The organism is Actinomadura sp. CNU-125 (genome assembly GCF_001942465.1).
GTDB lineage: Bacteria > Actinomycetota > Actinomycetes > Streptosporangiales > Streptosporangiaceae > Spirillospora.
Genome location: NZ_MKJY01000122.1, coordinates 36,506 through 50,984 on the forward strand (window position 1 = coordinate 36,506; position 14,479 = coordinate 50,984).

Annotated in this window: 16 protein-coding genes and 2 pseudogenes; 11 read left to right on the plus strand and 7 right to left on the minus strand. The window is 72.4% G+C overall.

Features of this window, described 5'->3' with window-relative positions; translation table 11 throughout:
• Positions 1 to 149 precede the first annotated feature (149 nt).
• The 3 genes and pseudogenes from BJF79_RS16335 (at position 150) to BJF79_RS16345 (ending at position 2,532) form a co-directional block, all read left to right on the plus strand.
• The gene (locus BJF79_RS16335) at positions 150 to 959 is read left to right on the plus strand and encodes a CoA transferase subunit A (protein ID WP_075898431.1); all 810 of its coding nucleotides are present in this window, start codon (positions 150 to 152) and stop codon (positions 957 to 959) included.
• Positions 956 to 1,701, plus strand: a pseudogene (locus tag BJF79_RS16340) (CoA-transferase subunit beta). Before BJF79_RS16335 ends, BJF79_RS16340 begins: the two are co-directional and overlap by 4 nt.
• A gap of 27 nt (positions 1,702 to 1,728) precedes the next feature.
• The gene (locus BJF79_RS16345) at positions 1,729 to 2,532 is read left to right on the plus strand and encodes an IclR family transcriptional regulator C-terminal domain-containing protein (protein ID WP_075898433.1); all 804 of its coding nucleotides are present in this window, start codon (positions 1,729 to 1,731) and stop codon (positions 2,530 to 2,532) included.
• Here the strand turns inward: BJF79_RS16345 and BJF79_RS16350 are convergent.
• The 4 genes from BJF79_RS16350 to BJF79_RS16365 are packed head-to-tail and all read right to left on the minus strand — an operon-like array spanning position 2,529 to position 6,268.
• Positions 2,529 to 3,725, minus strand: coding sequence for an FAD-dependent oxidoreductase (locus BJF79_RS16350; protein ID WP_075898435.1), 1,197 nt, complete (start codon positions 3,723 to 3,725; stop codon positions 2,529 to 2,531). The two genes, BJF79_RS16345 and BJF79_RS16350, sit on opposite strands and share 4 nt — an antisense overlap.
• A 25-nt stretch (positions 3,726 to 3,750) precedes the next feature.
• Complete coding sequence (locus BJF79_RS16355; RefSeq protein ID WP_075898437.1) at positions 3,751 to 4,338, minus strand: maleylpyruvate isomerase N-terminal domain-containing protein; 588 nt, start codon at positions 4,336 to 4,338, stop codon at positions 3,751 to 3,753.
• Positions 4,335 to 5,156 (minus strand): fumarylacetoacetate hydrolase family protein, encoded by an 822-nt coding sequence (locus tag BJF79_RS16360; protein ID WP_075898439.1) that lies wholly within the window; start codon positions 5,154 to 5,156, stop codon positions 4,335 to 4,337. The genes BJF79_RS16355 and BJF79_RS16360 overlap by 4 nt, the downstream gene beginning before the upstream one ends.
• Positions 5,153 to 6,268, minus strand: a complete 1,116-nt coding sequence (locus BJF79_RS16365; RefSeq protein WP_075898441.1) for a cupin domain-containing protein — start codon at positions 6,266 to 6,268, stop codon at positions 5,153 to 5,155. Before BJF79_RS16365 ends, BJF79_RS16360 begins: the two co-directional genes overlap by 4 nt.
• Before the next feature lie 75 nt (positions 6,269 to 6,343).
• On the opposite strand from BJF79_RS16365, the gene BJF79_RS16370 reads away from it, so the two are divergent.
• From BJF79_RS16370 to BJF79_RS55485, 5 genes are all read left to right on the plus strand, one after another.
• On the plus strand, positions 6,344 to 7,081 hold the full coding sequence (locus BJF79_RS16370) for an IclR family transcriptional regulator (protein ID WP_075898443.1): 738 nt from the start codon (positions 6,344 to 6,346) through the stop codon (positions 7,079 to 7,081).
• Between the two features lie 104 nt (positions 7,082 to 7,185).
• Positions 7,186 to 7,989: a class I SAM-dependent methyltransferase gene (locus tag BJF79_RS16375; RefSeq protein ID WP_075898445.1), complete on the plus strand. Its 804-nt coding sequence runs from the start codon at positions 7,186 to 7,188 to the stop codon at positions 7,987 to 7,989.
• Between the two features lie 1,332 nt (positions 7,990 to 9,321).
• Positions 9,322 to 10,314, plus strand: a complete 993-nt coding sequence (locus BJF79_RS16385) for a DUF3068 domain-containing protein (protein ID WP_075898449.1) — start codon at positions 9,322 to 9,324, stop codon at positions 10,312 to 10,314.
• A 222-nt stretch (positions 10,315 to 10,536) separates the two neighbouring features.
• A complete protein-coding gene (locus BJF79_RS55480) occupies positions 10,537 to 10,794 on the plus strand; it encodes an AMP-binding protein (protein ID WP_075898451.1) in 258 nt (85 codons plus the stop codon).
• Positions 10,734 to 11,015: an AMP-binding enzyme gene (locus tag BJF79_RS55485; protein WP_158079194.1), complete on the plus strand. Its 282-nt coding sequence runs from the start codon at positions 10,734 to 10,736 to the stop codon at positions 11,013 to 11,015. Before BJF79_RS55480 ends, BJF79_RS55485 begins: the two co-directional genes overlap by 61 nt.
• Before the next feature lie 71 nt (positions 11,016 to 11,086).
• On the opposite strand, the gene BJF79_RS16400 is transcribed toward BJF79_RS55485, so the two are convergent.
• Positions 11,087 to 11,686, minus strand: a complete 600-nt coding sequence (locus tag BJF79_RS16400) for a hypothetical protein (protein WP_143219968.1) — start codon at positions 11,684 to 11,686, stop codon at positions 11,087 to 11,089.
• A 162-nt stretch (positions 11,687 to 11,848) separates the two neighbouring features.
• On the opposite strand from BJF79_RS16400, the pseudogene BJF79_RS66950 reads away from it, so the two are divergent.
• Both BJF79_RS66950 and BJF79_RS60205 read left to right on the plus strand, forming a co-directional pair.
• Positions 11,849 to 11,965 (plus strand): annotated as a pseudogene (locus BJF79_RS66950) (helix-turn-helix domain-containing protein); the annotation flags it as partial.
• A 296-nt stretch (positions 11,966 to 12,261) separates the two neighbouring features.
• Positions 12,262 to 12,390, plus strand: coding sequence for a hypothetical protein (locus BJF79_RS60205; protein ID WP_262402116.1), 129 nt, complete (start codon positions 12,262 to 12,264; stop codon positions 12,388 to 12,390).
• A 95-nt stretch (positions 12,391 to 12,485) separates the two neighbouring features.
• Here BJF79_RS60205 and BJF79_RS16415 read toward each other — a convergent pair whose 3' ends face one another.
• Together BJF79_RS16415 and BJF79_RS16420 are read right to left on the minus strand one after the other, a co-directional pair.
• The gene (locus BJF79_RS16415) at positions 12,486 to 13,241 is read right to left on the minus strand and encodes a GntR family transcriptional regulator (RefSeq protein ID WP_262402117.1); all 756 of its coding nucleotides are present in this window, start codon (positions 13,239 to 13,241) and stop codon (positions 12,486 to 12,488) included.
• 380 nt (positions 13,242 to 13,621) lie between these two features.
• Complete coding sequence (locus tag BJF79_RS16420; protein ID WP_262402118.1) at positions 13,622 to 14,014, minus strand: TetR/AcrR family transcriptional regulator; 393 nt, start codon at positions 14,012 to 14,014, stop codon at positions 13,622 to 13,624.
• Here BJF79_RS16420 and BJF79_RS60210 point away from each other — a divergent pair.
• Positions 13,920 to 14,465 (plus strand): enoyl-CoA hydratase-related protein, encoded by a 546-nt coding sequence (locus BJF79_RS60210; RefSeq protein ID WP_262402119.1) that lies wholly within the window; start codon positions 13,920 to 13,922, stop codon positions 14,463 to 14,465. The genes BJF79_RS16420 and BJF79_RS60210 overlap by 95 nt on opposite strands.
• The last annotated feature ends 14 nt before the right edge of the window (positions 14,466 to 14,479 follow it).

The following is a 14,479-nucleotide window of genomic DNA, read 5'->3' on the forward strand; positions in this document are numbered from 1 at the left end:
GCGCGGCGCCCGCGCCGCCCGCTTCTTCGCGTCCGCACGGTCGAGGCGTCCTTCTCGTCCCGACTTGACTGGGCGACGCGCGCGTCATATGTTCGTATAGCGCACACGCGTGTGCAATGCGAACATCGAGCGACAGGAGGGGCGGCGGAATGGCGGAGATCGTCTCGTTGGACGAGGCCGTCGGGGAGCTGATCCACGATGGGGACGAGGTCGCGCTGGAGGGGTTCACGCACCTCATCCCGGTGGCGGCCGGGCACGAGATCATCCGGCAGGGGCGCCGCGGCCTGACGCTCGTCCGGATGACCCCCGACATCGTGTACGACCAGCTCATCGGCGCCGGGTGCGCGCGCAAGCTGGTGTTCTCGTGGGGCGGGAACCCGGGCGTCGGGTCGCTGCACCGGTTCCGGGACGCCGTCCAGAACGCGTGGCCCGTCCCGCTCGAGATCGAGGAGCACAGCCACGCGGGGATGGCGAACCGGTACGTCGCGGGCGCGTCCGCGCTGCCGTTCGCGGTCCTGCGGGGTTACCGGGGCACGGACCTGCCCGCGCACACCCCGAACATCAAGCCGATCACGTGCCCGTTCACCGGCGAGGAGCTCACGGCCGTGCCCGCGCTGAACCCGGACGTCGGCGTGGTGCACGCGCAGCGCGCGGATCGGCGCGGCAACGTCCAGCTGTGGGGCATCCCCGGCATCCAGAAGGAGGTCGTGCTCGCCGCGAAGCGGTCGCTGGTGACCGTCGAGGAGGTCGTGGACGAGCTGACGGAGCGGCCCGGCGCGATCACCATCCCGTCGTGGGTGATCACGAAGGTGGCGGAGGCGCCCGGCGGGGCGCGCCCGTCGTACGCGCACGGCCACTACGAGCGCGACAACGACGCGTACCGCGCCTGGGACGCGATCGGGCGCGATCGGGAGAAGTTCCAGTCCTGGCTGACGACCGAGATCGGGGTGCGCGCATGAACTTCACGTCGGACGAGATGATGACGATCGCCGCCGCGCGCGAGCTGCGCGACGGCACCGCGTGCTTCGTGGGGATCGGGCTGCCGAGCACGGCGGCGAACCTGGCCCGCCGGACGCACGCGCCCGGTCTGGTCCTCGTGTACGAGTCGGGCACGCTGGGCGCGAAGCCGCAGCGGCTGCCGCTGTCGATCGGCGACGGCGAGCTGGCGGAGACGGCCGACACGGTGGTGAGCGTCCCCGAGGTGTTCAACTACTGGGTGCAGCCCGGACGCATCGACGTCGGGTTCCTCGGCGCCGCGCAGATCGACCGGTTCGGCAACATCAACACCACGGTCATCGGCGGCTACGACGACCCGAAGGTGCGGCTGCCGGGAGCCGGGGGCGCCCCGGAGATCGCGGCGCACTGCGGGGAGGTGTTCGTGATCGTCCGGCAGTCGCCGCGGACGTCGTGGACCGCGTCGAGTTCGTGACATCGGTCGGGTTCGGTTCGGGTCCGGGCGACCGGGAGCGGTTCGGGCTGCGCGGAGCCGGGCCCAGGTTCGTCATCACCGACATCGGCGTGCTGGAGCCCGACCCGGAGACGTGCGAGCTGACGCTGACGCGGCTCCACCCCGGGTCGACCGTCGAGCAGGCGAAGGACGCGACCGGCTGGGACCTGCGGATCTCGACCGGCCTGCGGACGGGCGAGGCGCCGACGGACGCGGAACTGGACGCGCTGCGCGCGCTGAAGGCGGCGGGCTGACCCGGGCTCCGCCATAATGGGGCGCTGATGACCACCGGAGACGATGACGAGCGGGGCGCGCACTTCGTGCAGTCGCTGGAGCGCGGCCTGGCCGTGATCCGGGCGTTCGGCGCGGACGCGCCGGAGCTGACGCTGAGCGACGTCGCGCGCGCCACCGGCCTCACCCGGGCGGCCGCCCGCCGGTTCCTGCTGACGCTGGCCGACCTCGGCTACGTGCGCACCGACGGGCGGCTGTTCTCGCTGACCCCGCGGGTGCTGGAGCTGGGGTACGCGTTCCTGTCCGGGGTGTCGCTGCCGGAGGTCGCGCAGCCGCACCTGGAGCGGCTCGCCGCGCGGGTGCACGAGTCGACGTCGGTGTCGGTGCTGGACGGCGCCGACGTCGTCTACGTGGCACGCGTCCCGGTGTCGCGGATCATGGCCGTCGGCATCGACGTGGGCACCCGGTTCCCCGCGGCGGCCACCTCAATGGGCCGGGTGCTGCTGGCGCACCTGCCCGACGCGGAGCGCGACGCGCTGCTGGACGCGTGGGATCCGGCGCCGCTCACCCCGCGGACGCTGCTGTCGAGGGACGAGCTGCGCGCCGAGCTCGTGCGGGTGCGCGGGCTCGGCTGGGCGATGGTCGACCAGGAGCTGGAGGAGGGGCTGCGCGCGGTGGCGGCGCCGCTGCGCGACCGGGACGGGCGGGTCGTCGCGGCGATCAACATCTCGACGCACGCGAGCCGCACGCCCGTCGCGTCCGTCCGGCGGGACCTGCTGCCGCCGCTGCGGGACGCGGCGGCGGGCATCGAGGCCGATCTGGCGTCGATGCCCGCGGCGCGGCGCGTCGTCTAGACCCGCGGCTCGTCCCGCTTCGCGTAGAGCCAGTCGACGTACTTGTAGTCGCGCGGGTCGCGCAGCCGGAACAGCTCGTTGCGCATCATCCGGCCCGCGCCCTCGTCGACGTGCCAGATGTCGCCCCAGACCCGGGCGGTGTTCTGCACGCGGGCGGTGCGGGCGGTGCGTTCGGCCTCGAAGCGCTCGACCGCGCCCGTCCAGTCGGTCTCGCCGCCGCCCAGCCCGGACGCCAGGACGTGCGCGTCCTCGATGGCCTGGCAGGCGCCCTGCGCGAGGTACTGCAGCATCGGATGGGCGGCGTCGCCGGTGAGGACGAGCCGTCCGTCGGTCCAGCCGGGGATCGGGAGCCGGTCGTACATCGGCCAGCGGCGGTCCCGCCACAGCGACCCGATGCCCTGCCGGACCTCGTCGCAGGACCCGGCGAACGCGGCGTCCAGCTCGTCCGGCCCGCCCCAGTCCCGCTCGCCGCGCTCGTAGGCGGGGGACTTGAAGACCGCGACGGTGTTGAACATCTCGCCGCCGCGCAGCGCGTACTGCACCAGGTGGCGGCCGGGGCCGATGTAGGCGACGACCTCGTCGAGGGCCGCCTTGTCGAGGCGCGAGCCGAGTTCCTCCACGGGGAACGCGCCCCGGTAGGCGACGTACCCGGAGCAGATCGGCTCGTCGTCGCTGAGCTTGCCGCGCAGCGTCGAGCGCAGGCCGTCCGCGCCGACGGCGAGCCCCCCGCGGAATTCGCCGCGGGCGCTCCGCACGATCGCGGCGTCGCCGTCGGTCACGACGTCGGTGACCTCGCAGTCGGGCACCATCCGCACCCCGGCGCGTTCGCACGCGCGGGCGAGGATCGACAGCAGGTCGCTGCGGTGCATCACGACGTACGGGGCGCCGTAGCGCCGGACGAACCCGTCGTCGAGGTCCAGGTGGGTGAGCTCGCTGCCGTCGAGAGCGTCCCGGTACACCATGCGGCGGGGCGTGACGCCCGCCCGGACGACCTCGTCGAGCAGGCCCCACTCCTTGAGGATGCGGGTGGCGTTGGGGGCCATCTGCAGGCCCGCGCCGACCTCGGTGAACTCGGGCGCGCGTTCGAGCACGGCGACCGAGTGTCCCGAGGAGGCCAGCGCGTAGGCGGTGGCCAGTCCCCCGATGCCCCCGCCGACGACCACGACGTCGGTTGAGCCTGGTGCGGCGTTCATCTTGCAGTCCTTTGTCGTCTTCAGGTCAGAGCCAGGGGCCGAGGGCCGGGGCGGTCGCGGTGCGGCCGGACAGCCAGGCGGCGAGGTCGGCGGCGGCCCCCTTCGCCGCGTGCCGGGCGGCGGCGTCGGCGGCGAGCGCGGCGTTGAAGCCGTCCGGCAGGTCGGCGAACGAGACGCCGGCGTCCAGGTCGACGGCGTGGACGTTGACCTCGCGGGCCCGCATCCACGGGATCTCCTCGGCCGGGACCGTCCGTCCCTGCGCGGTGACGACGAGGTTCGCCCACGCCTCGTCCGGCAGGGCGGCCATGTCACCGGCGAGCGCGCGCGCCGATCGATGGACGAGTTCCCGCAGTTCGGCCGCCGGAACCTTCGCGAACCGCTCGATCTCCTCCGCGCGCTGCTCCGGACCGGCGTACATGCGGTCCTCGACGCCGGTCGCGGCCCAGCCCAGCAGCCTGCGCAGCGCCTCGGCGTTGCCGTGCACGTGCGCGACGAGGTGCCGCCGCGTCCAGCCGGGGAGGGCGGTCGGGGCGTCGAGGTCGGCGTCGGAGAGCCCGTCGACGGCGCCGAGGAACAGCTTCGTGCCGGTCTCGGTCCAGGAACGCGGGCTCACGCCGCCGTCCTCGCGGTGTTCTCCAGGCGGCCGATACCGTCGATCTCGGTGACCACGGTCATGCCGTCGGCCAGGTAGCGCGGCGGCTTGCGGGCGTGCCCGACGCCGCCGGGGGTGCCGGTCGCGATGACGTCGCCGGGCCGCAGCGTCATGATCGTCGACGCGTAGCGGACCAGGTCGACCGGGTCGAAGACCAGGTCGGACGTGTCGGCCTTCTGCACGACCGCGCCGTCCACGCGGCACGTCATCGGCAGCGCGGGACGGACGCCGCCGGGCAGCTCGTCCGGCGTGACCAGGGACGGGCCGAGCGGCGTCGTGCCCTCGAACGTCTTGCCCTGCAGCCACTCCTTGGTGCGGAACTGCCAGTCGCGCATGGTGACGTCGTTCATGATCGTGAACCCGGCGACGGCCGCGGCGGCCTCGTCGGCGGAGGCGCGCCGGACCGTCCGTCCGATCACCAGCGCCAGCTCGGCCTCCCAGTCGACGGCGTCCGACTCGGGCGCGAGCGCGATGTCGTCGGTCGGGCCGATGAGCGCCTCGGCGAACTTCGCGAACAGGGTCGGGTGCTCGGGCAGGTCGCGGCCCATCTCGAGGATGTGGTTGCGGTAGTTCAGCCCGACGCACAGCACCTTGCCCGGACGCGGCACGACCGGCGCGAACTCCACGCCGTCGAGGGGCCGCGTGTCGCCGTCGGCGGACGCGTCGGCGGCACCGGCCAGGAGCGCGCCGACGTCGGGGGCGTCCAGCGCCACGTAGCCGCCGTCGGTCAGCCGGACGGCGCGGGTGCCCGCCTCGGTGCGGATGGTCGCAAGTCTCACGCGTTCTCCTCGATCTGGACGCGGTGCTGGTGCAGCCGCTCGAAAATGGGGGTGTCGCTGAACCGGAAGAGGTCCAGCCCGTGCTCGGTCCCCAGCGCCAGCGGCCGCCAGGACGGGACGGCGAACAGGTCGCCGCGTTCGACCGTCCAGGTGGAGTCGGCCACCGTGACCCGGCCGGTGCCCTCGAACACCTGGAAGACCGACGACCCGACCTCCCGCCGCGGCGCCGTCCCGGTGCCCGGCGCGAGCCGGTGGAACTCGGTGCGCAGCGTCGGCATGATGTCGCCGCCGGTCGTCGGGTTGGTGTACCGGACGGCCGCGTGCCCCGGCTCGACCGTCGCGCGGTGCCCCTCGGCCTCCAGCGCGAGCTGCTCGGCGAGGGCCCGGTCGGTGTGCTCCCACCGGTAGGCCAGCAGCGGCGTCGCGGGGGCCGGTTCCAGGTGCGTCAGCGGGCGCAGCCCCGGATGCCCCCAGAGCCGCTCGGACCGGGACTTCGCGGGCGCCTCGCGCGTCTCGACCTCGTCCGGGCCGAACTCGAAGAACGTCGAGTCGGCCATGTACTGGAACGGGATGTCGAGCCCGTCGATCCAGGCCATCGGCCGGTCGGTGACGTTGTGGTGGCCGTGCCAGTTCCAGCCCGCCTGCGGCAGGAAGTCGCCGCGCCGCATCGCGACGGGGTCGCCGTTCACGACCGTCCACACGCCCTCGCCCTCCACCACGAACCGGAAGGCGTTCTGCGTGTGCCGGTGGACCGGCGCGTCCTCACCGGGGTTCAGGTACTGGATCGCCGCCCACAGCGTCGGCGTCGCGAACGGCCGCCCGCCGAGCCCCGGGTTGGCGAGCGCGATCGCGCGGCGCTCCCCGCCGCGGCCCACCGGCACGAGCTCGCCCGCCCGCTCGGCCAGCGGCAGCAGGTTCCCCCACCGCCACAGGTGCGGCAGGGCCTTCGACCGCGGCGACGGCGGCATCAGGTCGCCGATCTCCGTCCACAGCGGGACCAGCAGCTCCGATTCGAACCCCCGGTACAGCCCCTCCAGCTCCGGCGTCCGCGCGGGCTGGTTCTGCGCATCGGTGGCGACGATCGTCACCGGCGAGCCATCCGTCACCGTCATGACGGCTCCCTCCTCGTTCTGGCGCGTAAGCTCAGGATGACGATGGTTCTGGACAACAGATAAGGTTTTTCTGCTGTGAAGAACAAACCGCCCTACGCGATCACCTCGGTGGACCACGCCCTCCAGCTCGCGGCGCTGCTGCAGCAGGAGGGCCCGCTCCGGGTGACCGACGCGGCCGAACGGCTCGGCGTGGCGGCGTCCACGGCCCACCGGCTCCTGGCGATGCTGGTCTACCGGGACTTCGCCGAGCGCGGGCCCGACCGCCGCTACCGTCCCGGCAAGGTGCTGCGCCCGGCCGAGTCGTCGCCCGCCCCGGTCGCCCTCCTGCGCGCGACCTGCGAACCCCACCTGCGGTGGCTCACCGAGCGGACGCGGGAGACGGCGAACGTCGTCGTCCGCGCGGGGACCGAGGTGCGCTTCATCGCGACCGTCGAATCCGATCGGGTGCTGCGCGTCGGCGACCGCGAGGGCCGGACCGTCCCCGCGCACCTGGCGTCCGGCGGCAAGGCGATCCTCGCCGCCCTCTCCCCCGCCGAGCTGACCGGCCTGTACGGCGACGACGCCGACGTCGATCTGCCCCGGCTGCGCCGCGAGCTCTCGCTCGTCCGCCGCCGCGGATTCGCCATCAACGACCAGCAGACCGAGACGGGCCTCACCGCCATCGGCGTCCCGATCAAGGACGGGACCGGCACGCCGCTGGCCGGCCTGTCCATCGCGCTGCCCACCGCCCGCTTCGACCGCGACGCGCTCCCCGGCCAGGTCGGCGCCCTGTCCGCCGCCGCGGGCCGGGTCGAGTCCGCGCTCGGGAACTGACGCCGCCGCCCGTCCGGCCTTTGCCCGCGGTCGGCGCGGCCCTGGGTTTAGCCGGTGCCCCGGCGGGTCAGGCTTCCCGCAACCACGCACCGAGGACGAGGCCGATGACCGATCCGCTGCCGCCGACGCGCCGCAACCGCGCGAGCCTGACGTACAAGCTGCGGTACGCCGCGCAGAACCCGGACAAGATCCGGGCCCACCTGTCGAGGATGTCGCGGGACCTGAAGTTCCGCGTCGCCAGCCGGGACCACGTCGCCTACTACCGGGCGGTGATGAAGTCCGACACCGCGCGGAACCCGGAGTCGGCCGTCGGGAGCCGCAGCCACGAACGCTGGCTCGCCCTCGGCCGGATGCAGTTCGACTACCTGCTCGAACACGGCCTCAAACCGGACGACCGGATGCTCGAGATCGGCTGCGGCAACCTGCGCGCCGGCTGGCGCTTCATCGACCATCTCGAAACCGGCAACTACTACGGCATCGACATCTCGCCCGACATCCTGCTCGCCGCACAGCAAACGCTCGTCCGCCAGGGGCTGCGGGACAAGATGCCGCACCTCGCCCTCGTCGAGGACCTGAAGCTGCGGTTCCTCCCGTCCGGGCACTTCACGGTCGTCCACGCCCACAGCGTGTTCAGCCACTCCCCGCTCGGCGTCATCGACGAATGCCTGGCCAACGTCGGCCGCGTCCTCGCGCCCGGCGGCTTCTTCGACTTCACCTTCGACCGGACCGAGGGCGCCGAACACCACGTCCTGCGCGAGGACTTCTACTACCGGACCGAGACGCTGACCCGGCTCGCGGAGCGCCACGGCTTCACCGCCCGCTTCATGGACGACTGGGAGGCGCTCCCCCACGGCCAGTCCAAGATCCGCGTGACCCGCCCGGAGCCGGAGGACCCCGCGCGGCCCTGACGGCGAAGCCGCGGCATCCGCGATCAGCAGCCGCCCGCGGTCAGCCTGACCCGCCAGACGGGGTTCCAGTCGATCCCGCCGCGGCAGGCGCCCCCGTCGCGGTGATCGTCACGGCACCGCCGGCGCCGTGCTTTACGGTCACCGGAGGCTCGTTCCGCGCCGGTCCGGCCGCGTGGGCGGGCGCCGCCGCACCGCCGCGACCGCCGCGCGAGCCCGACGGCGGCCGCCGCCGTACGCCGTCCCGCCCGCGCGTAGTCGTTGATTCCACGGAAGCCGTTCATGCGAACCCCGATTCTGTCGGTTTCGTGGCGCCCACTTCTTCGGGCGCCGCACCTCGCACCCGTTCGCCGGGTACGAGAAGTGATTGTGGCGACGATCGGGCTGCACGGAAAGACGTCCGGCATGACCGTTCGGCAATGGACACCTACCGAACAAGTCAGCCACGTTTGGGGATCTGGTTTCGATCTTCTGATCAGCCTCGGACAGAACACTGGATGATCACTCGATTGCACGCTCGGGTTGCGGGCGGAACCGAACCGGCAGCGGATCCCGCCGCCGGACGAACGCCGGTACGGCGCGTCAGTGCACGTACCGTCCCCGGAGCATCTCGACGAGAGCGGAACCCCGTCCAATGGCCGAATCCGGCCACGCCCGTTCGGCGGACTTCGCATCATCGCCCGCACTCGGAACACGGTGGACACGGGTCTGCCGGACCGTTGGACGGCCGCCGCGGCGACCCGCTCGGGCCGCTGCAGAATCGATCGACCGGCCGGTCCACGGCCGCCTCCGGCTCGGCCCGCGCAACTCAAAGGCAGAGGTCAACCGGCACACCGAGCGAGACCACGGCCTGTTCCGCCCCCAGACAAGGGCGAGCCGACGGACAGACAAATCGGCCAACGAACACAACGTCTTCACTTTTAACCATTAACGCAATGCTATGTATAAACATTTCCACTGCCGCGTATCTTGACAGACCGACATACGAGCCCTTCGGACATCACACGAAGCCGCCGATGCGGCCCTGACGAGATATTCACAACCCGCGAGCCGAGCACGTTCTTACATCACTGCCACAAGAAGACCAGTATCCCCTTTTCGCCTTTCACCGCTTTACTCGTCCCGGCACCGATGAAGCCGGATCGCACCGTCCGTTCCCGTGGTCGCCCTCGCGCTCATCGCCCGCCGGTAGACCAGAGGAACGTTCCGGAAGGCACCGGCATCACGGAAGCACACTTTGCCTGTGGCCGGGCACAGTGCCGCCCCGAAACGCTGGTGCGCAGGAGAGGAGAAGCGCATAATCGAGGCTTCTCACTGGCTGCCGAGGAGGCCGAGATGCGAAGTGCGGCTGTCGTCATTCTGGCCGGATTCGGCGTGTTTCTGCTGGTGACGGGGGTGCTCGTGCGGGAGTACGTGGCACCGGCCCTGGTCCGCGCGCCGACCGACATCTACAAGGTCCAGCGGCTGCGGGCCGAGAACGCCTCGTACTTCGACGCCGGGAAGCTGCAGGTGCGGACGGGCGCGAACGTCACCGCGACCGCGACGGTGCGCGGGGACGTGGCGGCGAGCGACCACGACGTCGCGGTGTGGGACATGACCACGGTGATCCAGGACCTCGACCGCGGCTACCTGATCGACATCGCGACCCGGCGGCTCGCGTTCGACCGGCGGACCGGCGAGCTCGTCGACTGCTGCGGCGCGGCCGTCCAGGGCGACACGTCGGTGCGGCAGTCGGGCCTCGGTGTGTTCTGGCCGATGGACGTCGAGCGGCGCGCGTACCCGATGTTCGACGTCCAGACGCGCCGGGCGTGGCCCGCCGAGTTCAAGGGCGTCGAAGAGGTACACGGGGTGGAGGCGTACCGGTTCGAGGTGCACGTCCCGCAGACCAAGATCGCGGTGGAGACGCCGGACGTGCCCGCGAAACTGCTGGGCCTGGACGGCGACGCGGCGGTGCCCGTCGACCGCTACTACCAGGGGGAATCGGTGATCTGGGTCGACCCCCGGACGGGCGCGCCGGTCGATCAGCGACAGAAGGTGCATTCGATGCTGAAGGCCAAGTCCGGGCCCGGGAGCCTCGTGGTGGCCGATCTGGAGATGCGGATGGCGCCGGACGCCGGGGCTTCGCCCGCCGACACCGCGAACGACGCCGCCGCGCGGGTCCGGCTGGTCGAGACGATCGTTCCGCTGGCCATGGCGGTCCTCGGCGCCGTGCTGCTGGCCGCCGGGATCCTCATCGACCGGCGCGGGCAGGAACGCGGGCCGCGTCGCCGGCAGGGCCGCAACGGCGGTACCGCCCGACGGCTGCGCGCCGAGGCGTCCGGTTCCTGAGGCCCGCTCCGGCGCACAACGGGGGCGTGCTCAGCGGCCGGGTGGATCCCGGCCCGCCAGGACATGCCGGTCGCCTTGAGCGTCTCGCTGTCGCGCGGGTGGGTGTGGGTAGATTGTAGTTTGAATACTTTATTTGAACCACGATCCCCGGTTCCCGGGGCGACCCATGACCGCGGCGCCGGAGCGTCCGTCCGTTCCCGACGAGCGAGGCCGGACGCGTCCATGTGCGGTCGCGCGGGTCGATGCCGGGGCTACTGGGACGGGCCGGAGCAGACGGCGCGGACGATGGCGCCGGACGGGTGGATCGCCACGAGCGACCACGGTTCGCTCGACGCGTCCGGCAACCTCACGATCACCGGCCGGACGGACGACGCCTACATCCGCGGCGGGTACAACGTGCAGCCGTCGAAGTGGAGCGGGTGCTGCTGGAGCATCCGGGGATCGAGCGGGCGGCGGTCGTCGGGTCCCCGGCGCCGGTGATCGGCGAGGTCGGCGTGGCGTCCGCCGTCCCGGCGCCCGGCGGGCCCGCCCCGTCCACCGCGGACGTGCGGGCCTGGTGCCGGGGCCGGATCGCCGACTACGAGGCGCCCGACATCGTGGTGCGGGCCGACGACCTGCCGGTCAACGCCACCTACGAGATCGACCGGACGGAGCTGCGACGACGGGCGGCCGAGGCCGTCGCGGCGCAGCCGCCGCGGTGATCACGAACGGCCGCTCATCCGGGCGATGTCGGCGCGGTCGAGCGTGACGAAGTCGCCCGTCGCCTCGACCGTCACACGGTCCTCCTGGAGCAGCCGCCCGACCGTCCGGATCCGGCGGCCCTCCTGCGACTCGACCTCGCCCTCGAACAGGCACGGGACGTCCAGCAGGGTGGGGCGGCGGTACTTGATCTCGAGCCGGGCGGTCGGGCCGGCAGTCCGGCGATGACGTTCGCGGCGGCGCAGACCAGGTCGAAGGACGCGGCGAGCACGGCGCCGTGCACGCAGCCGGGCGGGCCCTGGTACGGACGGGTGAACGTGCCGCGCAGGAGGGCCTTGGGCGGTTCGAAGGAGACGGAAAGGGGCAGCGCCAGCGGGCTGTGCCGCCCGACGACGACGTCGTAGGGCATCCGCGCCGCGAGGTCGGGCGACTCGTCGTCGGCGTCGATCGCGGGCCCCAGCAGCATCGTCATCGGGTGCGGCGGGTCCGGGACGTGGCGTTCCAGCCGGTCCGCGACCGCGTTCAGCTCGCGCGCCGCGGCCAGCGTCGTGTCGGCGGGGGCCGTCGTCGAGGTGCACACGGCGATGAGGCGGCGGACGGCGTCCGCGAGCTCTCGCGATTCGGGTTCGCGGCCCGCGAGTGCGGGATACGGCACACTGGTGTCAGCTGACATGTCCGTCACGCCTTTCGGTTTCGGTCGCCCAGATGTCGATCATCGCGGATCCGCGGTGCCGGGGCCAACGGTTACGATCTACGGGTCCGTCCGAGGGGGACTCGACCGCCGCCGGCCGAGCGCAGTCTGCGTGAGCAGCGCCGGACGCCGAACCGGGACCAGATCCTCGACTCGGCGGAGCGCGTCTTCGCCCGCGCCGGGTTCCACGGGGCGCAACTCCGGGAGATCGCCGAGTCGGCGGAGTTCTCGGTCGGCACCGTCTACGGGTTCTTCGCCGGCGAGGACGAGATCTACCCGCAGTCGATGAACGTCTGCCAGGCCGCCGACCCGCTGTGGTCACGCGTGATCAAGAAGTACCCCGACATCAAGTTCGCACTGTCGGAGGGCGGAACCGGCTGGATCCCCTACTCCCTGGACCGCGTCGACCGCACCTACGGCATGCACCACCTGTGGACCGGCCAGGACTTCGGCGGCGAACTCCCGAGCGAAGTGTCCCGCGAGCACTTCCTGACCGACTTCATCTCCGACCCCGTCGGCATCGAACTGCGGCACCGGATCGGCATCGACAACATCGCATGGGAGCGCAGCTACCCGCACTCCGACTCGTCCTGGCCCAAGCCGCCGAGGAACTCGCCGCGGTCCCCCGGGGCGTCCCCGACTCCGACGTCAACAAGATCACGTTCGAGAACGCGATGCGCCGGTAATCCTGCGACCCGTTCGTCAACGGACGCACGAAGGAGGGCCCGACCGTCCGCGCGCTGCGCGCCGAAGCGGGCGACGGCCCGACCCCGACCGGAGGTCAGCGGGACGCCGCGTCCGCCTCGGCGGGCTCCTCGAACATGCCGCGGGTGCGGAACAGCTTCACCACCAGGTCGCCCTGGGCGCGCAGCATCTTGGCGTACTCGTGCTCGGCGGCCTGGGCGTCCGCCTTCTTGATCGCCCGGACGATCGCGGTGGTGCCGCGCCGCTCGACCGCCTTCGTGCCCGGCACCAGCTCGAAGAAGTTGCCGGGCACGATGCCGGTCATCTGCTTGAGCATGCTGCGCAGCCGCGGCGACTGGGCGGCGTCCACGACGAGCCGGTGGAACCGCAGCGTCAGCGCGTGCAGTTCCTCGGGGTCCTCGACCTGGGCGATCTCCTTCTGCAGCGGTGCGAGGCGGGCGCCGAGCTCGGCGCCCTGCCGCTCGACCGCGCGCCGGACCGCGAACCCGTAGAACAGCCCGTACAGCTCGTAGTGGTCGCGGACCGACGCCTCGTCGAGCGCGTTCACGAACGCTCCGCGGTGCGCGATGATCGTCATCCAGCCCTCGCGTTCGAGGGCGATCAGCGCCTCCCGCACCGGGATCCGGGACACGCCGAGGGTGCGGGCGACCGCGTCCTGGGGGACCTTCTGCCCCTGCCGGAGCACCCCGTCGAAGATGAGTCGGCGCAGGTAGAGCCGCACCTGCTCGCCGCTGGTCATCCTGGACAGGTTCTCCCCCGGCAGGACGTCCGACCAGTCCTTGATCTCGGCCCCCCGCAGAACGGGCTCCTGGCGTGGCGGGATCGTTCTCACCCCTATGTCGAGGCGGCGGCGTCGTGCCCCCGCGGCGGCTGTTGGCGGCGATGCCGCGGCCCTCCCCGCCCCCGCGGGGCCCGGCCGTCGGGCGGACGGTCGGCAGGCACATTCGGCAGCCGGAAATATACTATAGCCGTTATCCGAACCCTCTTGACCGGAGCCGTCAGGGCGTGTCCGGCAGGTCGAGAGGCCGAGCAGCCGGATCGGGTTGCCGTGGGCAAAGCGCAGGCTCGGCAGGCCGAGGCACGCGGCAGTTCGCTGAAGGCGACGGCCCGGACGCCGCGCGCCGCGCTCCCCCGCACCTCGGCCGCCGCCGGAACTCCACCGGCCGCTCCCCGAGGGGATCCCTTACGCGAGGTATATGCCCAGGAGGTCGGTCAGGTGACGGCCAGCCATGTGTCCGACCCGATCCGGAACGTCCGCATCGCTCGGGTGCTCGTGGCGGACGGCTTCCGGAGCCGGGCCGCCGCCGGTCTCGCCCGACGCGGCCTCGCCGAGCCGCCGGCCGGGGAGATCGCCACGCTCAACGACGGTACGGCGTGGCGCTCGCGCAGCCGGGTGCCGTACCGCCGCATGATCGCGCGGACCAGGCCGTCGCGACCGCCGAAGTGGTAGCGCAGGGCTGCGGTGTTCCGCTGCCCGGCCGCGCCGTTGATCTCGTTGAGGGAGACCCCGGTGACGCCCCGCTCGGCAATCAGCCGCTCGGCGGCGTCGAGGACGTGTTCCCTCGTCTCGTCGCCGCGCGCGCTCGACGTCGTCCGCTCAGACACCACTGCCTTCCAGTCGCCTGACCCGGGACGGCGACCACCGCCACTTCGGCACAGGCGACTTGTATATAATATTCGCCACACAGGACAGGACCGCAACGGGCACGACGCATCCGGTGGACACGCTGCGGACGGACCGGTCCGGTTCTCCATCGACGACGGCGTCGCAGTGCCCCGACTCGACGATCCGGCGCACCGGAACGCGCTGTCCAAGGAGCTGAGCGACGCGCTCGCGGCGGCCGTCGGCCGGGCGCTGGACGGCGGCGCACGGGTGATCGTACTGACCACCGCACCGCTCGTCTTCTGCACGTGCGGGTCGCTGGACGCGCTGCTGGACCGGCGCGTCCCGCTCGCCGACATGTACGCGGGGACGACGCGCTCGTGCGGCGAGCGGGCGGCGCGTCCCGCTCGCCGACATGTACGCGGGGACGACGCGCTCGTGCGGCGCGGCTGAGGCGAGCGGGCGGC